The following is a 22,773-nucleotide window of genomic DNA, read 5'->3' as shown; positions in this document are numbered from 1 at the left end:
GAAGATGGCAGTGGCGAATCCCTACGAGAAGTACCGCGAGGTTCAGGTCCTCACGGCCTCCCCGGAGCGCCTCGTGCTCCTGCTCTACGAGGGGGCGATCCGGTTCCTGGAGGAGGCCAGAGCGGCCCTCGATGGGGGGGACCTGGCGAAGGCCCACGAAAGGCTGACGCGGACCCAAGACATCCTGACCGAGCTCATCACTGGGCTCGACTTCAACTACGAGGTTTCCAGCAACCTCTACCGCCTCTACGACTACTTCCGGAGGCGCCTCGTAGAGGCGAACGTGAGGAAGGACCCGGGCGCTGTTCAGGAGGTTCTGAGGTTTTTGAAAGAACTGCGCGACACCTGGCGCGAGGCCGTAGTTTCCCGAAAGGCAGGGGAAAGCATTGAAAGCAAAGGTTGACGGCTACTTCCTGCTTCTCGACGGCGCTGAAAAACAGGTGGCAAAGGCACTGCGGGAGGCGGGTCTGGAGGGAAGCGAAGTCTGCTTCCCGATGCTTCCCACTGGCTCCGGCACCTCAAGGCGCACCGTCTGGTGGGCGAGTGCGGCGCGCCTGTTGAACTCGTTCAAGGCCAAGGGGGATGACGACAAGGTCTTCTACTGGGGGCCGCAGCGTTTCCTACGCCTCTTCCTGCGCGAGGCTTGCCGCTGGGACGGAGGTACCCCAGTCCTCTGGTCCCACTGGGAGCGCGTCCGGGAGGACGGCGTCTCGCGCTTTTACGGGGCGCTTGGGGTCTGCCTCCCTGCTTCCATAGCCAGGGAAACGTGCGATCTGGCTACTCACCTCGGGAACAGGTTCTTCGCGCAAGTGCTTGGGAAGGCCCTCGCCGAAGCCGGACGCAACCTGGTGTGCCTCGGGAAGCCCTGGCCGGAGCCCCGGGAGGAACTCCTTGTACCCAAAGGAGACCGGAAAGTTACTCTCGCCATGATTGCCAGGGATGAAGAGGAGTTTCTGGCCGGCTGCCTCGAGCAGGCGCTCCCCTTCGTTGACGCGATCGTGGTGGTCGACACGGGCTCCCAGGACCGCACGGCAGAGACAGCGGAGTGCTACGGGGCGCGCCTCCTCCGCCACGAGTGGCGGGATGACTTCGCCGCCGCAAGGAACACCTACCTCGAGGAGATCCGGGAGGGCTGGGTCCTCACCCTCGACGCCGACGAATATCTTACTCCGGAGGCGGGTATCCTCCTGCGACGCTTGGCGGAGAAAAATGAACCTAAAGTGTACTACCTGCGCACTTTTAACTATCACTCCGATTTAGTTCCTGTTTTTAGTGATATTGCAAATGTAAGACTTTACTGGAGAACAGATGATACCCAGTATGTGGGGAAAATTCATGAACAACTTTCTACCTCGCTTTTTCGTGAACTTGTAGGTGGCCCATATGTATTGCACTTTGGATATCTTCCAGAGATCTTATCAAAAAAGAAAAAATTTAATCGCAATTTCGAGTTATTGGAAAAAGCCACATTAGAAAATCATTATCCGTTTGAATGGTATAACCTGGGAACTCTCCTGGTGTCCGAAGGCAAGGCAAAAGAAGGTCTTTATGCTCTCGAGAAATACTTCCAATTAGAAACACCGGAGACGCTAAAATTAAGACCCTCCGCCTACTGGCACGCGGCGCGGGCGGCCCTGGCCTGCGGGAAGAAGGAACTGGCTCTGGAGTACGCCGAAAAAGCATGCGGAACTCCCCTGCCGGAGTGCTACTTCACTAAAGCTCAGGTTTTGGAGGCTCTAGGCCGCACGGAAGAGGCAATCGCCGCCTACCGGCAAGCTGCTGCGCTGCCCGATCCCCCGGCGAGCCTCTACCAGATCTTCAACCAGACCGACTCTACCATCAAGCTCTGGCGCGCCCGTCTCGCCGCGGCGTCCCTGCTGGAGAAGGAGAAGAGGTACGCGGAAGCCGAACGCGAGTACAGGCAGGTCCTCGAAAAAGATGTGGCCAACATCTTTGCCCTCCTCGGACTTGCCCGCACCAAGCGCCTGCAGGGCAGGAACCGGGAAGCGCTTAAATGGGCAGAGCGCGCGGTAGAAGCGAGTAAAAGTGTTTTAGAGGCGCGGGCCGAGTATCTTGAGTGCCTGATTTCCCTCGAGGATTTTGAGGCAGCCAAAAGCTTTGCCGAAACAAGCGTTGGGGAATCCGGGGCCTTTTCTGGTTTGTATTTGCGCCTTGCCCAGGCGCTGCAATCTGCCAGGCGGTGGCATGATGGTATCTGGGCTTCAGAAAAATACCTGGAATTTGATCCGGATCACGTTTTTGCCCTCCTGATTTATTCCCGGTGCCTCTGGAACACCGGCCAGTGGGAAAAGGCGCAGCAGGTTCTTGACAGGGCAGTCGAACTTGCTCCTGAGGATGCGGAGGTCGCCAATTGCTACGGGTCTTTTCTCCTTGCCCAGGGTCTTCCTGATCAGGCGAAAGTGTATTTTGAGAAAGCTCTTTCCCTGGACCCGGAAAACGGAGGAGCCAGATTGAACCTTGCCCGGGTTCATGTTTTGCAGGGTGATGTCGAGGCTGCACTTTTTCTTGTACATCCCCTGATAAATTTGGGAGAAGACAGCGGTTTCAAAGCGGAGGCGCGCATATTTTCGGCGAGATGCTTGATTGCAACCGGTTCTCCTGAGCAGGCAATCCATTTGCTGGAGGAAGAGGGTGATTTTCAGGATGCTACCTTAAAGCAAGAAGCGTGGCTCGTGAAGGGCAATGCCTTTTATGCCCTCGGTATGTACCTCGAGGCTGTCAACAGTTACTGGGAGGCCTTCAGGCTAAATTCCGAGGATTCAGAACTGCTTTTCCGCATTGCCTTAACCATGATTAAGCTGAACCGCCTTGAAGATGCTGAAAACGCCCTCCTGCGCCTTCAGGAAATCGACCCCTCCTATCCCGAATCTCAAAAACTGTTAAGCTTGATTCGTATACAGAGAGACCTCATGAGTCATTGAGCACGTGGTTAGGAGGCGGAAAAGTGCAATCATGTAACAAAACAATTTTGATCGGATCTCCAGTAAGGCAAAAACCGGAAATCCTGGAGTTGTTTTTACTTTCACTTCAGGCGTTGAAGAAGGAAGGTTACTCAATTGCCTACTGTTTGGTAGATGATAACGATGATGAACGTTCATCACGTCTCTTGGAGCAGTTCAGGGTAGAAAACAGAGATCCGGTCTGTGTTTTCAGGGTCGAGCCGAATGAGAATTTTATAAATGAGAATTTTATAAGGGATGAAGTAACTCACCGCTGGACGAGCGAACTTGTTTGGCGGGTTGCTGCTCACAAAAACAGGATTATTGAATACGCGCTGGCCAATGAATTTGATTATTTGTTCCTTGTCGATTCTGACCTTGTTCTCCATCCGCATACTCTGGTTCAATTGGCGAACTCGGGAAAAGATATTATTTCAGAAATTTTTTGGACCAGGTGGCAGCCGGACATGCCTGAACTTCCACAGGTTTGGGGGTGCGATCATTATACTTTGTATGAACTTGTTCCGGGCGAGAGGCTTTCCCCTGATCATGCCCGGCTTCGCCAGCAGGAGTGGTTGGAAAAGCTCAGGAAACCGGGAGTGTATCGAGTCGGGGGGCTAGGGGCATGCACGTTGATTGCTCGCCCGGTGCTTGAAAGAGGCGTTAATTTTTCTCCACTTTATAATCTCTCTTACTGGGGAGAAGACCGGCATTTTTGCGTGCGGGCAGTTGCAAGTGGTTTTGAACTTTTCGTTGATACACATTTCCCCGCCTTTCATATTTATCGAGTTTCGGATATTCCAAAAGCGAAGGTATATCTTGCAGAAAATGGAATCCATTGCGGAGTTGACTTAGATGACATTGGTCATCACTTACTCGATAAAGCGAGTCAAGCACTTGTGTACTATGGGACAACTGATTATTACAAGCACGACTTAAAGGCCGGTTTAGAATTGTTCACTCCGGAAACCCGAAATGTGATATATCGAGAAAGGGTTAAGTGCAAAAGCGAAATAGAACGGGGTTTTATCGTGACTTACACCGAAGTCTCTAATATGGTACCGAGTAACATTACGAGCGATTCTGCCCTTGTTAAAGCAAAGGTTAGAAATTTCGGTTTGCACCATAATCGGAACTTTATGAATGAATTTGAGGCTAGGGTTTACTTCCGGAAGTATGAGCAGCAGTGGTTGATCGAGTCCATTGATTTCAGTCCCGAGGAAAATGCCAGCAAGCCTAAAAAGTTGCTCTGGTGGAGCCAGCGGGTAGCTAAACCAAGAGGAAACCGGATCACGCTGGCAATGGTTGTCCGAAACGAAGCAGATCGATACCTTCGCATCGTACTCAATCAGGCTAAGCACATTGTAGACGAGGCCGTAATCATAGATGATTGTAGCACCGATGATACACCTGATCTGATTAGGGAAACTATTAAGGATGACATTCCCCTCAGGTTGATCTGCAACAAAGAACCGTTGTTTGAAAATAACGAATCCCGTCTCAGACAGGTGTTGTGGGAGGAAACCATTAAAAGCAGGCCCGACTGGATTTTATGTCTTGATGCGGATGAATTATTTGAAGACAAAGCTGTAAATACACTAAGGCAGATGGTTAACCAGGAAGAATTCGACTACTTTTCTTTCCGAATTTACGATTTTTGGGACGAACGTCATTACCGGGAAGAACCGCTCTGGTCTGCTCATCTCAGATACTATATCCTGTTAGTCCGCTACCAGCCCAATTTCAATTACACTTGGAGCCAGAACTCTCTTTACTGTGGTCGTTTTCCGTCGAATATTGCTTTGCTGCCGGGGATTCAAAGCCAGTTGCGGCTTAAGCACTTAGGATGGATGAACCCTCGTGACCGTTTGGTAAAATACCTACGATATAAACGGCTGGATCCAGATGGTATTTACGGAATTAAAGAACAATATGAATCAATTCTTGATCCCTTTCCCCGGCTTGTCCGTTGGCAGGAATAAACAGAAAGGAGGAGAGAGAACAGAACGGCCTTATAAGCCATTGAACGCCTTAATTCAAAAATAAAAGTTTCGGTTATAGTATAAACCAAAATTCTTAAGGGCAAATCGCTTGCTTTATTGCTCAGGCCCTATGAAGCTGGGTGCAATAAGTTGCTTTGCAAGATTAGGAGTGTGGGGACGTAAGCATGAATCAGAGAGCTATTTGGGATGCTATCTGGTCCAAACCAGGTCACCAAGAATGGGACCCATTGTCGGAACAAATTTATTTAACTTTGTTGCGTGAATGTGGTTCTCCGGCGGGGCTTAAGATCCTGGAGGCTGGTTCGGGATCTGGGCGAATTTCGTTGCGGTTAGCCTGTAATGGTGCAAATGTAATTCTTGTTGATTATTCTGAAAAAGCTATCTTACTCGCGCAAAAAGCCTTTAAGGCAAAAGATTGTTCAGCTGAGTTTATTTTGGCGGATATAACAGAGCTACCTTTAGCCGATCAAAGTGTTGATATTTCATGGAATTCGGGTGTTTTGGAACATTTCTCTACCTCTCAGCAAATAGAAGTTTTGAAAGAAATGAAACGAGTAACAAAGCAAGGGGGAAAAATAATAAGTTTTAACCCAAACGCACGTTGTCTTCCATATCGAGTAGGTAAATATGTGGCTGAAATAACTGGCTCGTGGCCGTATGGAATAGAAAATCCGGTCACTACTTTAAGCGCAATTTGCGAAAAAGCGGGTATTCGGTTGGAGAAAGAATATTCGATTGCTCTTGTTGAAAGCTTAGATTTCCTCTGTTTTGTTCCTAATTCCGGCTATGTAAGGTCAGCAATGGAAACCTTTTTAAAAAGCCTATCTAAAGAAGAAATGGAGCTTTTCCCCGGATATCTTTTGGTATCTGTGATGTTATGTTAATTGTGTTGATATGTTGATATCGATAAGGAGTGAAGTTTCTTTGAAAAATGTTGCCCATACTTTGCCCTTTTTAATTAGAAGCCATCAGGATCTGACTATGGCGAGTTTGTGTTTCCACAGTTTATCAAAAAGTGATCCAGGAGCACTGGTTGTTTTATATAATCAGGGAGGTTTAAGTAACCAGGAATTACAGTTATTTCTCAGAAACTATGATTTGCAGGTTCAAATTTTGGGTGATGGCAAAAATGTGGGCATAGCTCCGGCAAGGATGGCCTGTTTCGAATTTATATGGGAATATTATCCCAGTATTGATTATATTTCCGAGATTCATGTAGACATGATTTTTCCGAAAAAATGGATTTGCAAACTGGTAGACTTTTTAGAGAATACAGAAGAACCAATAATTTGCCCAGGGATTTTAACATTGAGCGGAGAACTCCACCCGGAAGGAAAAGGTACCCCTGTGATAAGACAAATACCGTTAGGCAACCATGATCAAATGGATGAACTTCTTTGCTCGTACACAGCCAATGACATTGTAGAGGGCTTTGTTCATCCAGTTTTACATAAATCGAAAATATTAAAAAAAATAGGGGGTTATGATCTCAGGTTTTTAAAAGGGAAGCAAGGGTATGAAGATGATGTTTTATTACTGAATTATAGATATTTTATGGGGACGCGGTTTAATTGGCGACCAAAATGCTTATTGAGTGTTAGAGTTTTCCATGCTACACTATTCCAGCGTATGTCACTTCCTGGAAAAGAGAAAGACTTTGAGCAAAACTTGAGGGGTTTAATTTTTCAATTTGGCCTCAAGGGCTTAATCGAGCTTTGTGAAATTCACCAAGATAATACAGAATTCCCTCATTTGGTAGAACACATGATGAATTCTTTTTAGTTAAATTGTTGAAGAGCGGAAGGTAGACTCAGGCCGGGCCAAGGTTTCCCGAGATTTGCAGGATGATAGTGAAGGCACAGATGGTATTTACAGAATTAATGTACAGCCTAGTAGACCGTCTCATAAGACAACATTGTTATAATACCATACATAACCCTTTTTTCCTGATGTCAAGAAAAAAGCAGGGAGACGCAAACAAAAAGATCGAAGTTTCTTCCCGGTAACGGCAAAAAAGACAAAGACAACTCCCTGCGGAAAATCCCATTTTCGCCCCGGTAGACGCGGCGTACTCCAAAATTGCTCAAGATTTTTACTTTAAGGGATCACCCGCATATGCCCATTTAAAGGGTTTTGCTTCTAAACTATACTTTTCAATATACTGCATTTACATTATTTTTTAAACCAGTTCTTCTTTAGGAAGCAAAGATACTGCGTTTGATCACTTTGCGCATTAAAATGCTGAACCAGAGTTCTATTTGATTCAGCCAGGAGGCTCTGGTGGGGGTGAAAACATTTGGCGAAATAATCGTAGGTCTGTTTTTGCTTTTTGATCCAAGCCCATCCGAGTTCTACTACAGTTTAGCTAGCAACAACTCTGGAAGATAGTTTATATTCTCATGCATTTTACCAAATGTTAATCCACAAATGTTTAATAAGGGATCAGTCTTACTTGACAATCTAGAGACAGAGACAGATAGACAGAGACAGACAGAGAGAAACGTACCTTCCTCCAGCGAGGAATGCTTTCTTCCTCCGAACAGTTGTCCGGCAAAAAGGGGGCTCGTGAATTCACCCAGATGGTGCCCAGCGAAAACAAAAAAGAACGCACGTTTATAGTGGAGTTTTGGGCGAAGGTCTTTGACATTTTGCGGTGGGTGTCGCTTTTTCAGCTGCTTTGCCTGCTTGTCCGGAGGCGGCCTACATACCTTTTTGTGGACGCCTGGGTCCTGGGGCACCTGTTGGCTTCTCTCCTGGCCGTAGTTTACGTTAGGTTTTCGAATACTAATGCTTTCTGGTATTTCATTTTGTTTTACTCCTACCTGCGGGTGTTTGAGATCATTGTCTACCAGGTCAACGTCCTTCTGTTCGACGAGCATAGAGCTTCTTTGCGCGGACAAGACTACTACTTGCGGAGCTACCGGCGCATCGTCCTCTTGCTTCTGCACAACTACTTCGAGATCATTTTCTGGTTTGCAGCGTCCTATCTGGTGCTGGCCGGCCAGTTCAGCTTTGAAAAGTTTCACGGGTCCCTGGTTGGCGTGATATACTCCAGCTTCGCGGTGATGACCAATATCGGCTCCGCGGGGATCAGCGCGCGGACCCTGGCCGGGCTGTACGTTCTGTGGGCCCAGTCGCTGGTCGGCCTTTTTATGACCCTGGTTAGCCTTGCCCGGTTCATCTCCATCCTGCCTGTGCCGCGGACTCTCGAAGAGAAGGAAGACGGAAAAGGTCGCCCGGCCTGAGCCGCTTTCTTGCAAAGCCGGGGAGCAAGCCGACCCGCTGCGGCAGCGACTCGGGAGAATTCCCTTGTGGGGCGTATTCCTCCACGTCCGGCTGGCTGATCATGTAGGTGACGAGCACGGGGAAGACATCGTCGAAAACACCCTCCAGCCGCCTGAGCTTTTTCCTGATGAAGGCATCCACATCTTTTTTCGAGAGCTGGCTCTTGCTTTCGCCGACGATGGTGCAGGTTCTCCCGTTTCTTTCCGCCTGGCCGACGATGTTCACCTCGATGTCCTCGCCCCGGTTGTCCCGGACGAATTTCCGCGTGAGCCGGCCCTTCACCACGAGGCCGTGGTCCCGCTCTAAAAGCGCCGGCAGGGCCTTGAAGGCCTCGTCCTCCAGGCGGTAGCCCACCGTCGTAGCGAGGCCGCCTAACTGGCGCCTGGTTTCGGCGTGCTCGCCGATGAGCTTCCGCAGCTCTTCCTCGGTGCGCTTCTGCGCCTCCGCCAGCTCCCCGACAACTGCCTCCAGCCGGGTAAGTCTCGTCTGCCCCTTAAGCAGCGGGCCAGGACCGAAAAAGTTGAGAACCAAGCAGGAAGCTGATTTTCCGATGTAGAAAATTTATCAAAAGCGGTCGTTCAGTAGGAGGTGTGATTTTTGCTGCTCCGTTTAATAACGGAGGGAGAAAAACACAAGGACTATTTGCAAAGCATTGATGAGGTTATTCCGAGGAAGGCATATTCCAGGAAGGTTATGACTTCCCAGTACTGCATTTACAGGGCAGATGCTTTTGAACTCCTGAGGCGATTTCCGGAGTGTTCGATCCATGCTGTAGTAACAGATCCCCCGTATGGATTGGTAGAGTATACTCCTAAGGAGTTGGCGAAGCTGCGCGGAGGCAAGGGGGGTGTGTGGCGTATCCCTCCCGCGTTTGACGGGTGCCGGCGCAGCCCGTTGCCGAGGTTTACCGTGCTTTCCCGCAGGGACAAGGAACAGCTTCGCCTTTTCTTTGCCCGCCTGGCAAAGGAACTGATGCGCGTTTTGGTTCCCGGTGCCCACGTTTTTATTGCCACCAATCCCCTTGTTTCCCTCTGGGTGTACGAGCCGTTTATCGCCGCGGGCTTTGAAAAGCGGGGAGAAATCGTGCGGCAGGTCATGACCTTGCGGGGGGGAGATCGGCCGAAAAATGCCGAGAAGGATTTTCCTGAGGTTACAGTGATGCCGCGTTCCTGCTGGGAGCCCTGGGGGTTGTTTAGAAAACCCCTTGAGGGACGCGTGCAGGATAACCTCCGGAAGTGGAAAACTGGCGGCTTGAAGCGAATTAGTCCGAGCGAGCCTTTTAAGGATCTCATCCCTTCTGCTCCCGCCAGGGGTGGAGAAAAACAAATAGCTCCCCACCCATCTCTGAAGCCGCAGCACTTTCTGCGCCAGATAGTTCGGGCGTCTTTGCCTCTTGGAGAAGGGATTATCCTCGATCCTTTTATGGGTTCGGGGTCCACGATTGCCGCGGCTTCGGCTTGCGGGCTGTACAGCGTTGGCATAGAGATAGACGATTTTTACTTTGAGATGGCTGAAAACGCCATACCTCGCCTTGCTGAGGTGGCAGCCGGTAGCAGCGGGAACGGGGGAGACGATTATGCCGGAAAGGCGGATTAAGCGGTTCAAGCTCGACTACAATGTGAGTCTTCCTGAAGGTCTCACTCCCGAAATGGTCGCGCGAGCTGTTCGGTATATAGAGCGTGAGGCCAGCAAGATGGTGGATATTTACTTTAGATCAACGGAATGTTTTTTCAGCCATTGTCGGCATCTGCGGAATTAGGGCCTTAGATCATCTGAGTCCATATGAGAGGAACCCGCATCGCTACGAATCCCAACAGCGCTTTCCGGATCTCCGTCGAAGGGGGAGCCATCACCCTCCGCCGCCGGAGCACTGCCTCGAATCAAAGGCGAGCATAAGACCCTGGGCGCTTCAATCGCACTACGACCACCCGGGCTGGTATATTGTGTGGCGTTATCTCGTAGATCCCACTCTTACGTTCGAAAAAACACCTGTGGTTATATGGCGGGTAGACGTGGCTTTTCTCCGACAGACGGACTGGAAGTACGAGCATAGTTCAGCCGGGCCTTCAGGGGGCGGCCGGACCCATACGTTTGGAGTCAAAAACCCCAAAAAAGTGTTTCAGGACAGAGCAGTCTACTTAAGGACGGATGTTAAGCTGGCAAAAGGAAAACCAGTTCCGGCAAATGGGGGAACTTAACCCCTGAAATAACTGGCAGTTCCCGGAGTGCCGCTCCAAAATTAAAGCCGTGCACGTGCACATTGTTTTACATGGAGGCTTTATCGCCGGGAGTAAGTTCAGGGACACTGGAAAACACGGAGAGCCAGAGTCGGGCTCATCGTTAATGAAAACCGGCCCGACATCTGGCTCTTGGCTTTTGTCTGAGCGCGGCACCCAGGGGAAAGTGGTACCTAGAAGTCGAACGAGTAGTACACGGCGATGCCCTTCTGCCGGGCATATTCCTCCACGTCCGGCTGGCTGATCATGTAGGTGACGAGCACGGGGAAGACATCGTCGAAAACACCCTCCAGCCGCCTGAGCTTTTTCCTGATGAAGGCATCCACATCTTTTTTCGAGAGCTGGCTCTTGCTTTCGCCGACGATGGTGCAGGTTCTCCCGTTTCTTTCCGCCTGGCCGACGATGTTCACCTCGATGTCCTCGCCCCGGTTGTCCCGGACGAATTTCCGCGTGAGCCGGCCCTTCACCACGAGGCCGTGGTCCCGCTCTAAAAGCGCCGGCAGGGCCTTGAAGGCCTCGTCCTCCAGGCGGTAGCCCACCGTCGTAGCGAGGCCGCCTAACTGGCGCCTGGTTTCGGCGTGCTCGCCGATGAGCTTCCGCAGCTCTTCCTCGGTGCGCTTCTGCGCCTCCGCCAGCTCCCCGACTACTGCCTCCAGCCGGGTAAGTCTTGCCTCGCTCCCTCTCTGCGCCTCCGCAAGCTCCTCAACGCGCTGCTCGGTGCGCTTCTGCGCCTCCGCCAGCTCCCCGACTACTGCCTCCAGCCGGGTGAGTCTCGTTTCGCTCTGCTTCTGTGCCTCCGCGAGCTCCTGCAGGGCGCGGTCGAGCCTGCCGACCTCCTTTTGGGTCTCCTTCTGCGCCTCCGCAAGCTCCCCCATTTTCACGCTAAGCTCGCGGACGATCTCCTTCAGCTCGTTGAAGTCGCTCGTCTTGACGAGGTCGGTGTAGGCCTCGTGGATTACCTCCGCCAGGACCGCCGCCTGCTCCGGCGGGAAGACGGTTTGCAGCTTGCTGTGCACATTTTCGTAACGCATGATCAGGCTTGCCCCTCGAATTGACAGTGGTTTTCGCTAATAGAATACCACCAGTTTTGGCCGGGCGCAACAGATTTAAGAAGGAAGGCAAAAGTGATAGAATTATACGCGGAAGCAAGATTCAATCTGATCACAAGGCGATATTACCGGCGGGAGCGTGGATGGAGTGTCCGGAACGGTTAGAGACGAAAAAGAACCGGGCCATGAATGGCATGAATGGGATGTTTACATTGCAGCCTGGAAGCAGCGGCTCCAGGCTGCAAGGAAAAAGAGATCAAGAGAGGCTGAACGCGCCCTGAGGGAGGCTATGGCAGCGGCACGCTTTCTAGTCGAGAGCTGCGGTGCCAGGCGGGTCTACCTTTTCGGCTCTCTGGCCTGGAAGAGGCCTTTTTTTCGCCTTGACTCCGACATCGATCTGGCAGTGGAGGGGATGCCGGAAAAGAACTGGAGTCTGGCCGAACGGGGCCTTGGGGAGCGTCTCAGCTTTTCTTTTGATCTGGTTGATCTCGGGGAAGCTGCTCCCTTTCTGCGCAGGAAAATTGAGACTGAGGGGGTCCTTCTTTGTGAGTCGGGAACTTGATGCCGTATCCCTCCGAAGCTTTATTGCCGAAATCCGGGATAAGTTAAGCGCCCTCCGGGGCATTGGCAGGGAAGCGGAGGCAGGGATAAAAGGCGCGGGAAAGAAAAAAGGGCTTACTTCCCTGGAGCTGATGGGGCTGGCACACTGCCTCGAGGGTTTCTACACCGGTGTGGAAGATATTTTTTTAGACGTCCTGACCACGATCAACCACGCCACCCTTGCTTCGGAAACATGGCACCGGGATCTGCTGCGCCGGATGACACTCGACATACCCAAAGTCCGGCCGCCGGTAATCGATGAGAGCCTCGCCCGGAAGCTTGACGAATACCGCCGTTTCCGCCACCGTGCCCGGCACATGTACAGTCCCCTTGTCCCTGACTGGGACAGGATGAAGCATCTGGTTTATGACCTCCCGGAAGTTTTAGAGAGTCTCATTTCCCGGATGGAGAGATTTCTGGCCTTCCTGGAGAAGACTGCCGATCGCCTGGATGAAGGGTAAAAAATCGCGCGGCAGACAAAGCGTACGGGGCATGCTTAAAAAGGCGGCTTTGGGAGAAACTAAACCAGGAGCCGCTGCCTGAGAACCATACAAGACCCTGGAAAGGAGGGTAGACCGGTGGCGGAAGACCGCAGAACGGGCAACGAGCGCTGCAGCCGCGAGGCCGCGGAGGATCTCCAGGAACTGCTGGAGATGAAAAGGGAAGCCTTTGTGCGGCAGGTGATGAAGCGGAGGGAGGGAATTTCGGCGGAACAGGAGGGATTCCTTCACGGGCTGCGCACGGGGAGCCACAAGGTTCCCAACCCAAAGAGGAACGATTGAAGATGTTGCGGCGGGGAGCTGTTTGCGCTCCCCGGAAGCCAGGATGAAGAGGCCGGCCGTTTCCACCGCCGTGGCCGGCGCGTGTACAATCCTCCTGCTCTTGACTGGGGCAGGGGGAAGCATCTGGGCCCCCTGCCTTAATCAAGCCCTTTGTAATTTACACCAGACGCATCCCCGCCTCCAGGGCGCGCAGGTTCACCTCCCGGTACTGCGGCGGCACCGCCCCGGCCACAACCTCCTTCCAGTCGACGAGGCTGGCGAGCCCGGCCAGCAGCACAAGCGCCCCCAGCAGCACCACGTTCATTACCCGGGCGTTCCCAAGCCTTTCCGCCTCCCGGTCGGCGTCGATTAAATAGAGGGAGACCGGGAAAGAGGCCAGCCGCTCCTCGATGTCCCGGGGGTAGGGAACCGCCCCGGTGAGGACGGGGAGCGAGGGGATCTCCCTCCTGTTTGCCAGGAGGGTGCCGTTCCTCTTCAGGAAGTGCACGTAGCGCAGGGCTTCCAGCTTCTCCAGGGTCACCAGGATGTCGATCGCCCCCGGGCCCACCAGGGGGGAGTAAACCCGTTCCCCGAAGCAGACCTGGGTGACCACGCTTCCGCCGCGCTGGGCCATCCCGTGCACCTCCGTGCTCTTGACATCCAGCCCCGCCAGGAGCAGGCCTTCCGCCAGCACCCGGGAGGCGAGGAGGATCCCCTGGCCGCCCACCCCGGCGAACATCACCCGTTTCGTCCCTTCTGCCATCATGACGTCACCCCTTTCTCCTGCACCCGCACCGCCTGGTGCCGGCAGACCTGCTCACAGAGCCCGCACCCGGCGCAGGCAAGCGGGTCGATAGCCGGGTATCCCTCCCCGTCCAGGGAAAGGGCCGGACACCCCAGACGGAGGCAGTTCTTGCATTTCGTGCAGTTCTCCCTTGCGACCTCCCGGGCGGGGCCGCGGCGCGCCTCCTTGAGGAGGCGGCAGGGCGCCTTGACGACGATGGCCACCCGCTCGCGGGATGTTTTTGTCTCCCGGATGGCGTTCCTGATCCCCTCCAGGTCGTAGGCGTTGACCACCAGCACCCGGTCGAACCCCACCGCCCGGAAGATGCGCTCCGGGTCCTGCATGACCGTTGGCTCCCCGTCCAGGGTCCGCCCCGTTCCCGGGTTCTCCTGGTGGCCGGTCATGGCAGTGCTCCTGTTGTCGAGCACCACGGGGACGATGGGGCGCCTGTTGAATACGGCGTCAACCGCCCCGGTGATCCCCGAGTGGTAGAAGGTGGAATCGCCCAGCACCCCGAAGACCTTCTCCCCCTCCGGGAGGTTGGTGCTGATCCCCAGGGCGATAGAAAACCCTCCCCCCATACAGGCGGAAACGTCAATCCCGTCAAGCGGCGGCATGGCGCCCAGGGTATAGCACCCGATGTCGCCCACCACCATCACCTTTTCCCGCCGGGCCAGGTAGAAGAAGGCCCGGTGCGGGCACCCGGCGCAGAGGATGGGCGGCCGTGCGGGAATGCCGGCCACCGGCTCCGCTGTTGCCGGTTCCAGTTGCTCCAGGGGCTCCAGGCCCGCCTTCGCAAGGGATGTGGCCACCGCCTGCGGGTTCAGCTCGAAGAAGGGGGAGATGTACTTCTTTCCCTCGCAGGCAACCCCCAGCGCCCGCACAAGGGTCTCCAGGTAGGGGTCGAGCTCCTCCACCACGTACACCTGCTGCACCCGGCTGGCGAACTCCCGGATGATCTCCCCGTCCAGCGGGTAGACAAGACCCAGCTTGAGGACGGAGTACCTGTCCCCGAAGGCCTCCTTGACGTAGTTGTAAGAGGCGCCGGAGGTGATGATCCCCACCTCGCTGTCGGTGATCTCCATCGTATTTAAGGCCCGGGCCTCCGGGTCGACGAGCAGCCTCTTCAGGTTTTCCTCCAGCGCCAGGCGGCGCGCCCGGGCGTGGGCCGGCAGGACGACGTACTTCGGCACATTGCGCTCATAGCTGCGGCTCCGCCGGCGGTACTCCGCCGCCGGGTCGATCTCCACCACGCCGCGGGAGTGGCTCACCCGGGTCACCAGGCGCAAAAGAAAAGGAACGTCGTGGCGTTCACTCAGCTCGAAGGCCAGCCTGGTAAAGTCCCGGCACTCCCGGCTGTCCGACGGCTCAAGCATCGGGACCTTGGCATGGAGGGCATACCACCTGTTGTCCTGTTCGTTCTGGGAGCTGTGCATGCCCGGGTCGTCGGCTACGGCGATGACCAGCCCCCCGTTGACGCCCATGTAGGCGATGGTAAACAGGGGGTCGGCTGCCACGTTCAGACCGACGTGCTTCATGGTCACCAGGCTGCGCAGGCCCGTCACGCACGCCCCGTAGGCCTGCTCCAGAGCGACCTTCTCGTTAACCGCCCAGGCGACCATGGGGCCCTCCATCTCCGCCAGGGCCTCCACGATCTCGGTGCTCGGCGTGCCCGGGTACCCGATCCCCATGCCGACCCCGGCCTCCCAGGCACCCCTGGCAACACCTTCGTTCCCGGACAAAATCACCTTCTGCTGCAATTTCGCGTCTTCCCCCTTCAAGCATCTTCAGAACTCCTTCCACATGCAATTCGCCATCTCGGGCGGGGAATCCTTTTTTCGTCCGCCGGAAAGTGCCCGCGCCGTCGGGCGGCTGCGATGAGTCTTGGCAAGCGCAGGGAAAGAGCCAGATCATAATTTTCAGGTGAGGTGACGGGGATTTCTTTCAGCACATCGGTGCGGTCAAGATGGCGGGGAACGCAAAAACCCGGGCGCGAAAAACCCGGGCGCGACGCCCGGGTTGTTCTCTCACATGTTCCGCTGGTCGAAGATCCGTTTGGTTTTCTTTTCGCTGCGGGGGAGGCTGCCGTGCGGGACGACCTCCACATCAGCCTGGATCCCGATGATGCGCTTGATGCTCTGCCGGCAGGCTGCGGCGGTCTGGCCGGGGTCGGCCCCCGGCTCTCCCTCCACCCGGATCAGGATCCGGTCCTTCCCGTCCTGTCTGGTGAGGATCACCTGGTACTCGCTGCTGGCGCCCTGTGAAAGCCTCAGGGCGGCGTCGATCTGCCCCGGAAAAACCAGCACCCCCTTCACCTTGAAGGACTCGTCGGTGCGCCCCAGGATCCGGTCGATCATGGGGTAGGGGCTGCCGCAGGAACAGGCCTCCGGGAGGAGGCGGGTGATGTCCCGGGTGCGGTAGCGGAGCAGCGGCATCCCCTCCTTGGTGAGGGTGGTGATGACCAGCTCACCTTTTTTCCCCACCGGCAGCACCTCTCCGGTGTCCGGGTCGATGACCTCGAAGTACAGGTAGTCGCTCCAGTAGTGGATGCCGCAGTGGCGCGGGCAGTCGATCCCGATCCCGGGGCCGTAGATCTCGGTGAGGCCGTAGATGTCAAAGGTGTCGATGTCCAGCAGGGAGGAGATGCGCTGCCGCATCTTTTCCCCCCACCGCTCGGAGCCGAAGACCCCAAGGCGCAGGGCAACGCGGTCCTGCAGGCCGCGCCGGGCAATCTCCTCGGCCAGCAGCAGCCCGTAGGAGGCGGTGGCGATGAAGACAGTGGCCTTGAGGTCGAGCATCATCTCCAGCTGTTTCTCGGTGTTGCCCGGCCCCATGGGGATGGCCATCGCCCCGATCCGCTCAGTTCCTGCCTGGAACCCGATTCCCGCCGTCCAGAGGCCGTAGCCGGGGGTGATCTGGACACGGTCGCGGTTTGTCACCCCGGCGTAGCGCAGGCAGCGCGCCATCATCTCGGCGAAGGTGTCCACATCGTTCCTGGTATAGGGTATGATGATGGGCTTCCCCGTAGTCCCCGAGGAAGCGTGGATGCGAACGATCTCTTCTTCCCCTACCGCCCGCATGTACTCGAGGGGATAGGCCCGCAGTTCTTCCTTGGTGGTGAAGGGAAGGCGGGCGAAGTCCTCCAGGGTCCGGACGTCCTCCGGCCTGATCCCCGCTGCGTCCAGCTTGTCGCGGTAGAACTGGCTGCGGCTGTAAAGGCGCCGCAGCAGGCCCTGCAGCGCCGGAAACTGGGACCGAAAGACTGCATCGAAATCCGTTAAGGCGTGTTCAGGCATGCTCTTTGCCATCGGAAAGGCCCGGCCCCGGCACTGGAACCGGCGGCCAGGCGGGCACCTCCTCTCCCGAAACAAAAAACAAACCAGGCCTGCAAAGCCTGGTTGCAATTCCCACAGCACCTCGACTTTGCTCAGCTCACCTCTGAAAAACCCTCTCCTCGTCTCGGCTCAACCTATTTAATTTTAATTCAATTTGTTTTATACCACATGGGCAACGGTCGCGTCAAGGTTTTTTCAGCAGCCGACACCTTTAGGGCCCGTTCCGGTACATCTTACTATTTCCCGGCGCGGGTTGCAAACAGGCAGCCGAGGAGTGATCGCAGAGAGTTGCCACGCTCCGCTGTTTGCTGTATAATATCCTTGCGGTTTCAGAAAGCGGAAATCAACAATGCATTGATGCTGATGTAGCTCAGCGGTAGAGCAGCGCACTCGTAATGCGCAGGTCGTGGGTTCGAATCCCACCATCAGCTCCAGGAAAATCAAGGCTTCCGGCGTTTGGGCCGGGGGCCTTTTTGCCTGGTTGCCGCCCATTCGCCGGTCATTCACCCTCACTGCTCCTTTCCTCTGGGAGCTCCATCTACTATACAAGAGACAGTAACCTGGTAAAGGTTCGCTCGGACAGACAAAATTTTATCGTTATGGCGGCTCCGAGGAGCTTTCCTTGGTAGGCGTCAGTATGGAGCAGGCGGAGAGCCTCTACCGCGACTGGTCCAGCACTCAGGCTACTGAGTGCTGGGCGGCGTAGGATTTGTTAAGACAAAGAAGAGGTCGGAAATAAAGCGGCTTAAGGCAGGTTACTTCTGGGGAACAGGGGAAACAGGGGTTATATACGGATAGTGAAAATGGTTGGTTTGGGTTATGATGAAAGTGCAGGGGGTGAAGTATGATGAAACCTCTTCAGGTAGATTTACCCGATAAGTTGGCGGCGGAGATTGCTACACTGGTGCAAGCGGGCTGGTTTCGTAAAGCTTTTCCGCTGCAAAATTCAGGAGAACGTTTACGGTACGGGTGTTAGGGGGGGGGTGTTCTTATGGGTAAACGGGTGCAAAAAGCGCAAAAACGCCGCACGATCGAGGAGATACTTGCGGTTCTCCGGGAGCACCTGCCCGGACTCCGCGAGCGGTATAAGGTGAGAACGCTTGGCGTCTTCGGTTCGTATGTGCGCGGGGAGCAGGGTAAGCGTAGCGACCTGGACGTGCTGGTGGAGTTTGAACGCGCGCCGACATTTTTTGAGTTTATTGACCTTGAGGACCACCTGAGCGAATTGCTGGGTGTTAAGGTGGACTTGGTGATGAGAAGTGCGCTCAGGCCGGCTATCGGTCGGCGGATCCTTGCCGAGGTGATAGCCGTATGAAATCAAAGCGGGTATATACCGATTACCTGCGGGATATGATCGAATACGCCGGCAAGGCAGTGCAATTTATGCAGGGTGTGGCCTTTAACGATTTTCAGGGAAACGATGAGAAAATCTTCGCAGTTGTAAGAGCGCTGGAGGTGATCGGGGAGGCAGCGCGTCATATTCCCAGGTCTCTCAGGGATAAATATCCGCAGGTACCGTGGCGGAAGATCATTGGCATGCGTGATAAAGTGGTCCACGATTATTTTGGCGTGGATCTTGAGGTGGTATGGCGAACCGTTCACGAGGAGCTACCCAAGATGCAGAAGGCTGTATCGCAAGTGCTGGCCGACATTGAGGCAGAGGAAGGCCGTGAGTCACCGACTGAATAATCGTGCTTATCGCGGGTGCCGGCACGGGTGATGCGCCAGAACGAGGTGATCAAGGAACTATTTCGCCGGAAGATTCAGGAGAAGGTGGCCCGCGAGCGGGATAAGGTGTTGAAGCGCATCGATGACGAACTCCCTTCCTGGATTGCGTGGACGCTAAAACCGGTTGCGGGTATATCCTTCGATATGCAGCACCGCCAGGTTTTTCCTGCCTGAAAGCACAGAAAAGGAGCAGAAGGAGTTGAGAATGTGAAGGCTGAACTCTCCGGCAATTGCCGGACAACTGCCATGGGGATTTTACCCCACCGTTCCCCGGAGGCGGCATTGAATCTTGCCCTTTCCCTCGACATCCCTTTCTGGCCCCAACTTCCCAAACTCAGCTTCTACGAGGATATGTACGTTCAGGCTTCGGAGCATCTGCCGGGAATTGTCATCGATGAAGAAGGCAAGCGGATTACCTTTTCCCTGGAGCGGTTCTACGAAGAGTTGCCGGCGTATTTCGAAAATCTGGAAGACCCCCATTACCTCCGTCTTTCTTCCCGCTACTCGCTGGTCTATGATGCCTTCCTGGCCCGGGACCTGTCGGGTTTTTACGCTGTGCGCGGCCAGTGCATCGGCCCCGTCAGCTACGGTTTGAAGATCACCGATGAGAAGAATAAACCGGTTATTTATCACGACGAGGTGCGCCAGTTCCTGTTCGACTTTTTTTCCCGGAAGGTGAAGGTCCAGTACGAAGAAATGGTGCGGCACCACCCGCGCGCCTTTGTCTGGGTTGGGAGCCCGGGCTGGAGCTCATTTTTATGGCCTTTACAGGCTACAGCTCAGAGCGGGCGCGGGAGGACTACGCCTCTTTCCTGGAGCAGCTTCCCGGACCCAGGGGGGTACACCTCTGCGGCAACCCTGACTGGTCCTTCTTGCTCAATCTGGACCTGAACATTCTCTCCATTGATGTCCTGGCCTGGGGCGAGATTTTCACCCGCTACACGGAGGAGGTCAGGGCCTTTCTGAGCCGGGGGGGCATTATTTCCTGGGGAATCGTCCCTACGCTCGGGGAGGAGGTTGCTGCAGTGACCGCCCCGGAGCTCCTGGCAAGGCTGGAAGATCTCTGGAGTTTCCTGGCCGGGCGCGGCATCTCCCGGGAGCAGATCCTCGCCCAGGCCTGGCTGGCGCCCGCGCGGTGCTGCTTGGTAGACCCGGACGAATCCGGCGTGGAGCGAGCCTTCTCCCTGCTCAAGGAGATTTCTGAAAGGCTGAAAGATAAATACCAGCTTGAAACCTGATCGGAAATGAACCGGATCGGGGGTGTTTGGCAAACGGGCTCACGACGCGGTCGGGGCAGCACGGCGGCACGTCCCTGCGAGATTTGGTTGAAACTCAAGATCAACAGCAGGAGAGCACGGCGTTACCGAAGCATTCGTCCGTTATCTCAAGCCTCATTGCCTTGTTGAGCAGGAAAAAATTTAGCTTTTGGAGAAGTATAATAATGCTTAGAACTATTGGGAAATCCTGGTAGCATCTGGGTTTGGTGTTGAGGTTGCAGGGGGGAGCAGAACATGGATGGCGAGAAGTTTCAGGAGCTGGTGCTTCAAAAGTTTGAACAGATCGGCCAGCAGCTTGGTGAACACACCCGGCTGCTTAGAGCATTGGAGCATGCCAGCGAAGTGCACAAGGCCGAAATCGATAATCTCACTCATTCTGTTGCCAGGATTGAGGGTGAGATCAAAGAGCTCCGTAAGGGGCAGGATGAGCTGCGCAGGGAAGTGGATGAGCTCCGTAGAGGGCAGGGCGAACTGCGCAGGGAGGTAGATGAACTCCGTAAAGGGCAGGAAGAGCTGCGAAAGGGGCAGGAAGAACTGCGAAAGGGGCAGGATGAGCTGCGAAAGGGGCAGGAAGAGTTGCGCCAGGAAGTGGGTGAACTCCGCAAGGATATGGATGATCTCCGCAGGAGACAGGAAGAGCTGTCCCAGGGACAGGCGGAACTGCGAAAAGGCCAGGATCGTATTGAGCTGGCCATTAACGAAATCAGAGAGGAGAACAGGTCAATTCGGGAGATTCTCGGCGACCATGAGGTATCTATCAGGACCTTGCGGCGGCGCTTCGTGTAAGGAAGCGGGGGCGTTGCCGTTCAGTCTTGGGGGTTGAGTGCCGCGCCAGGCGCGCATTTTTTCGTCCTTGTTTAGAGCTGACGGGGTGGCAAAAAATAAAAGTTTGAGCTGGCACTTGTAAAGAAAAAGTTGACTTATTGATGGCATGATGGTAAATTTTTTTTGAATAGTCAAAAAATTCTCTCGAAATTCCCTGCAGATAATCTCCGCGCTGTTCATGCCTTTCTTCCCTGCGAGAAATTGCTCAGGAGGCAGCTGCCTGAGGTGCCTAAAAAGAAGAAGCTTTTAGGAGAGTTTCTTGTGGAAAACGGGATCATTTCCCGGGAACAGCTTGAGGAAGCTCTCCGCCTCCAGCAGGTGGAAGGAGGACGGCTGGGAAAGATTTTGCAGAAACTGGGGTACCTTGAAGATGAGAGGCTTTATAGAATTCTCCAGGAGCAGCTGGGGATTCCCTACGTAGAGCTTAGGCGCTACCCCGTAAACCCTGCCGTTACCCAGCTTATTTCATCCTCTCTTGCCCGGCGCTACCGGGTCCTGCCTATCGGCAGTGAGGGCGATTATATTCTTCTGGCAATGGTCGATCCCCTTAATGTTTTCGACATCGACGAGATTTCGCAGATTATCGGCGGGAAGGTAAAACCCGTTTTAGTATCTGAAAGGGATCTGGAGTGGGGATTGAGCGAATTCCTGGAGCTAAAGAGCTCTGTTGACAAGGTTGTTGAGAAGCTTCCCCAGCAGGTTCAGGCGTGGCCTGAAGAGGAGATGACCGAAACCAAAATCCGGGAACTGGTTGAGGAAGGCCCCATTGTGAGCCTTGTCAACTCCATCATCACCAGAGCCGTTCTTAACCGGGCAAGCGACATCCATGTCGAGCCGCAGGAAAACGAGATCGTCGTCCGCTGCCGGATCGACGGCGTACTTTTTGAAATGCTCACCCTTCCCAAGAAGGTCCACGCGGCCGTAAGTTCGCGGCTGAAGATTATGGCGGATCTGGACATCACGGAGCGTCGGCTTCCTCAGGACGGCCGCATTCAGACGGAGGTGGAGGGCCGGCCGATCGACCTGAGGGTTTCCGTGATCCCGACGATTTACGGGGAGAAGCTCGTCCTCCGGATCCTCGACAAGACCGTCGGTTTTTTAACCCTTCCCCAGCTCGGCTTCGCAAAAGAAGTTTATCCTGCTTTCTTGAGCATGCTCCGCAAGCCGTTCGGCCTGCTCCTTGTGGTGGGGCCTACGGGGAGCGGAAAGACCACCACTCTCTACGCCGTCATCAGCGAGCTGAATGTCAAGGAAAAGAACATCGTTACCATCGAGGACCCTGTTGAGTACACCATACCCCAGGTCAATCAGATTCAGGTTAATCCCAAGATCGGGCTTACCTTCGCGCGCGGTCTCCGGGCGGTCTTGAGGCAGGATCCGGATATCATCATGGTGGGAGAAATCCGGGATGCCGAAACCGCCCAGATTGCGGTGCAGGCGGCCCTGACGGGCCACCTTGTCCTCAGCACCCTCCACACGAACAGCGCGATCGGCTCTGTGGCGCGGCTGCTCGACATGGGCGTGGAGTCCTTCCTCCTGAGCTCCTGTCTCATCGGTGTTGTCGCCCAGCGCCTTGTCCGCAAGATCTGCCCTGAGTGCAAGGAGGCTTACAGGCCCTCCCCGGAAGTGCTGGCGGGCCTGGGGATCGACGAGAGAACCGGAGCTGCCGGCTTCTGGCGGGGCTGGGGGTGCCCCTCCTGCCGCTTTACAGGCTACCAGGGGCGCCTTGCCCTGCAGGAGGTTCTTGTAGTCGACGGAGAGCTGAAGGACCTGATTGCTGCAAAGGCCTCAGAGCAGCTGCTTCTCAGAAGAGCTTTGGACCACGGCATGCGGACTCTCAGAGAAGACGGGATCGCGAAGGCGAAAGAGGGGCTGACCTCTCTGGAGGAGGTGATGACTGCTGTATTCTGGCAGGATTAGGAGGGAGTG

General features: G+C 54.9%; 21 protein-coding genes, 1 tRNA gene and 1 pseudogene. 17 read left to right on the top strand and 6 right to left on the bottom strand.

Annotated features, from left to right (window positions below; genetic code table 11):
• The first annotated feature begins 10 nt into the window (after window positions 1-10).
• The 5 genes from fliS to HPY58_05885 all read left to right on the top strand — a co-directional run bounded on the left by fliS (window position 11) and on the right by HPY58_05885 (window position 6,745).
• Window positions 11-403, top strand: coding sequence for a flagellar export chaperone FliS (fliS, locus tag HPY58_05905; protein ID NPV29189.1), 393 nt, complete (start codon window positions 11-13; stop codon window positions 401-403).
• Window positions 387-2,942 carry a tetratricopeptide repeat protein gene (locus HPY58_05900; GenBank protein NPV29188.1) on the top strand — a complete coding sequence of 852 codons (2,556 nt, stop codon included), beginning with the start codon at window positions 387-389 and terminating at the stop codon, window positions 2,940-2,942. Before fliS ends, HPY58_05900 begins: the two co-directional genes overlap by 17 nt.
• Before the next feature lie 23 nt (window positions 2,943-2,965).
• Entirely contained in the window at window positions 2,966-4,942 is a 1,977-nt protein-coding gene (locus tag HPY58_05895; protein NPV29187.1) for a glycosyltransferase, read from the top strand.
• A 185-nt stretch (window positions 4,943-5,127) separates the two neighbouring features.
• Complete coding sequence (locus HPY58_05890) at window positions 5,128-5,847, top strand: class I SAM-dependent methyltransferase (protein NPV29186.1); 720 nt, start codon at window positions 5,128-5,130, stop codon at window positions 5,845-5,847.
• 40 nt (window positions 5,848-5,887) lie between these two features.
• Complete coding sequence (locus tag HPY58_05885) at window positions 5,888-6,745, top strand: hypothetical protein (GenBank protein NPV29185.1); 858 nt, start codon at window positions 5,888-5,890, stop codon at window positions 6,743-6,745.
• 413 nt (window positions 6,746-7,158) lie between these two features.
• Here the strand turns inward: HPY58_05885 and HPY58_05880 are convergent, their stop codons facing one another.
• Window positions 7,159-7,272: a hypothetical protein gene (locus tag HPY58_05880; protein NPV29184.1), complete on the bottom strand. Its 114-nt coding sequence runs from the start codon at window positions 7,270-7,272 to the stop codon at window positions 7,159-7,161.
• A 234-nt stretch (window positions 7,273-7,506) separates the two neighbouring features.
• Between HPY58_05880 and HPY58_05875 the strand changes: the two genes are divergently transcribed.
• On the top strand, window positions 7,507-8,208 hold the full coding sequence (locus HPY58_05875) for a hypothetical protein (protein NPV29183.1): 702 nt from the start codon (window positions 7,507-7,509) through the stop codon (window positions 8,206-8,208).
• Here the strand turns inward: HPY58_05875 and HPY58_05870 are convergent.
• Entirely contained in the window at window positions 8,141-8,779 is a 639-nt protein-coding gene (locus tag HPY58_05870; protein NPV29182.1) for a hypothetical protein, read from the bottom strand. The two genes, HPY58_05875 and HPY58_05870, sit on opposite strands and share 68 nt — an antisense overlap.
• A 162-nt stretch (window positions 8,780-8,941) precedes the next feature.
• On the opposite strand from HPY58_05870, the gene HPY58_05865 reads away from it, so the two are divergent.
• The gene (locus HPY58_05865) at window positions 8,942-9,844 is read left to right on the top strand and encodes a site-specific DNA-methyltransferase (protein ID NPV29181.1); all 903 of its coding nucleotides are present in this window, start codon (window positions 8,942-8,944) and stop codon (window positions 9,842-9,844) included.
• Window positions 9,845-10,658: 814 nt separating this feature from the next.
• Here the strand turns inward: HPY58_05865 and HPY58_05860 are convergent.
• Entirely contained in the window at window positions 10,659-11,516 is an 858-nt protein-coding gene (locus HPY58_05860) for a chordopoxvirus fusion protein (GenBank protein ID NPV29180.1), read from the bottom strand.
• A gap of 166 nt (window positions 11,517-11,682) precedes the next feature.
• Here HPY58_05860 and HPY58_05855 point away from each other — a divergent pair, with 166 nt between their 5' ends.
• The 3 genes from HPY58_05855 to HPY58_05845 all read left to right on the top strand — a co-directional run bounded on the left by HPY58_05855 (window position 11,683) and on the right by HPY58_05845 (window position 12,916).
• Window positions 11,683-12,096: a nucleotidyltransferase domain-containing protein gene (locus tag HPY58_05855; protein ID NPV29179.1), complete on the top strand. Its 414-nt coding sequence runs from the start codon at window positions 11,683-11,685 to the stop codon at window positions 12,094-12,096.
• Window positions 12,080-12,595 carry a hypothetical protein gene (locus HPY58_05850; protein ID NPV29178.1) on the top strand — a complete coding sequence of 172 codons (516 nt, stop codon included), beginning with the start codon at window positions 12,080-12,082 and terminating at the stop codon, window positions 12,593-12,595. The genes HPY58_05855 and HPY58_05850 overlap by 17 nt, the downstream gene beginning before the upstream one ends.
• A 117-nt stretch (window positions 12,596-12,712) precedes the next feature.
• Complete coding sequence (locus HPY58_05845; GenBank protein NPV29177.1) at window positions 12,713-12,916, top strand: hypothetical protein; 204 nt, start codon at window positions 12,713-12,715, stop codon at window positions 12,914-12,916.
• 157 nt (window positions 12,917-13,073) lie between these two features.
• Here HPY58_05845 and HPY58_05840 read toward each other — a convergent pair whose 3' ends face one another.
• The 3 genes from HPY58_05840 to HPY58_05830 all read right to left on the bottom strand — a co-directional run bounded on the left by HPY58_05840 (window position 13,074) and on the right by HPY58_05830 (window position 16,975).
• On the bottom strand, window positions 13,074-13,658 hold the full coding sequence (locus HPY58_05840; GenBank protein NPV29176.1) for an indolepyruvate oxidoreductase subunit beta: 585 nt from the start codon (window positions 13,656-13,658) through the stop codon (window positions 13,074-13,076).
• Entirely contained in the window at window positions 13,658-15,439 is a 1,782-nt protein-coding gene (locus HPY58_05835; protein NPV29175.1) for an indolepyruvate ferredoxin oxidoreductase subunit alpha, read from the bottom strand. The genes HPY58_05840 and HPY58_05835 overlap by 1 nt, the downstream gene beginning before the upstream one ends.
• Before the next feature lie 267 nt (window positions 15,440-15,706).
• The gene (locus HPY58_05830; GenBank protein ID NPV29174.1) at window positions 15,707-16,975 is read right to left on the bottom strand and encodes a phenylacetate--CoA ligase; all 1,269 of its coding nucleotides are present in this window, start codon (window positions 16,973-16,975) and stop codon (window positions 15,707-15,709) included.
• 398 nt (window positions 16,976-17,373) lie between these two features.
• On the opposite strand from HPY58_05830, the gene HPY58_05825 reads away from it, so the two are divergent.
• From HPY58_05825 to tadA, 7 genes and pseudogenes are all read left to right on the top strand, one after another.
• Window positions 17,374-17,448 (top strand) — tRNA-Thr (locus HPY58_05825).
• 557 nt (window positions 17,449-18,005) lie between these two features.
• Window positions 18,006-18,329, top strand: a complete 324-nt coding sequence (locus HPY58_05820; protein ID NPV29173.1) for a nucleotidyltransferase family protein — start codon at window positions 18,006-18,008, stop codon at window positions 18,327-18,329.
• Window positions 18,326-18,703, top strand: a complete 378-nt coding sequence (locus tag HPY58_05815; protein ID NPV29172.1) for a DUF86 domain-containing protein — start codon at window positions 18,326-18,328, stop codon at window positions 18,701-18,703. The genes HPY58_05820 and HPY58_05815 overlap by 4 nt, the downstream gene beginning before the upstream one ends.
• A 27-nt stretch (window positions 18,704-18,730) precedes the next feature.
• Complete coding sequence (locus tag HPY58_05810; protein ID NPV29171.1) at window positions 18,731-18,916, top strand: hypothetical protein; 186 nt, start codon at window positions 18,731-18,733, stop codon at window positions 18,914-18,916.
• A gap of 72 nt (window positions 18,917-18,988) precedes the next feature.
• Window positions 18,989-19,980: pseudogene (locus HPY58_05805) on the top strand (hypothetical protein).
• Window positions 19,981-20,253: 273 nt separating this feature from the next.
• Window positions 20,254-20,805, top strand: coding sequence for a hypothetical protein (locus HPY58_05800; GenBank protein ID NPV29170.1), 552 nt, complete (start codon window positions 20,254-20,256; stop codon window positions 20,803-20,805).
• Between the two features lie 255 nt (window positions 20,806-21,060).
• Window positions 21,061-22,764 carry a Flp pilus assembly complex ATPase component TadA gene (gene tadA / locus HPY58_05795; protein NPV29169.1) on the top strand — a complete coding sequence of 568 codons (1,704 nt, stop codon included), beginning with the start codon at window positions 21,061-21,063 and terminating at the stop codon, window positions 22,762-22,764.
• Window positions 22,765-22,773 lie beyond the last annotated feature (9 nt).

The organism is Bacillota bacterium (genome assembly GCA_013177945.1).
In the GTDB taxonomy this organism is placed as follows: domain Bacteria; phylum Bacillota; class DSM-12270; order Thermacetogeniales; family Thermacetogeniaceae; genus Ch130.
The sequence above is the reverse complement of the archived record's forward strand: the minus strand, read 5'-3'. Positions and strand labels throughout refer to the sequence as shown.

What these genes read in the sequence shown, in the direction of transcription:
- HPY58_05800 (NPV29170.1), top strand. Translation starts at nt 20,254, where the DNA reads ATGGATGGCGAGAAGTTTCAGGAGCTGGTGCTTCAAAAGTTTGAACAG.
- HPY58_05890 (NPV29186.1), top strand. Translation starts at nt 5,128, where the DNA reads ATGAATCAGAGAGCTATTTGGGATGCTATCTGGTCCAAACCAGGTCAC.
- HPY58_05860 (NPV29180.1), bottom strand. Translation starts at nt 11,516, where the DNA reads ATGCGTTACGAAAATGTGCACAGCAAGCTGCAAACCGTCTTCCCGCCG.
- HPY58_05840 (NPV29176.1), bottom strand. Translation starts at nt 13,658, where the DNA reads ATGGCAGAAGGGACGAAACGGGTGATGTTCGCCGGGGTGGGCGGCCAG.
- HPY58_05830 (NPV29174.1), bottom strand. Translation starts at nt 16,975, where the DNA reads ATGCCTGAACACGCCTTAACGGATTTCGATGCAGTCTTTCGGTCCCAG.
- HPY58_05865 (NPV29181.1), top strand. Translation starts at nt 8,942, where the DNA reads ATGACTTCCCAGTACTGCATTTACAGGGCAGATGCTTTTGAACTCCTG.
- HPY58_05815 (NPV29172.1), top strand. Translation starts at nt 18,326, where the DNA reads ATGAAATCAAAGCGGGTATATACCGATTACCTGCGGGATATGATCGAA.
- HPY58_05820 (NPV29173.1), top strand. Translation starts at nt 18,006, where the DNA reads ATGGGTAAACGGGTGCAAAAAGCGCAAAAACGCCGCACGATCGAGGAG.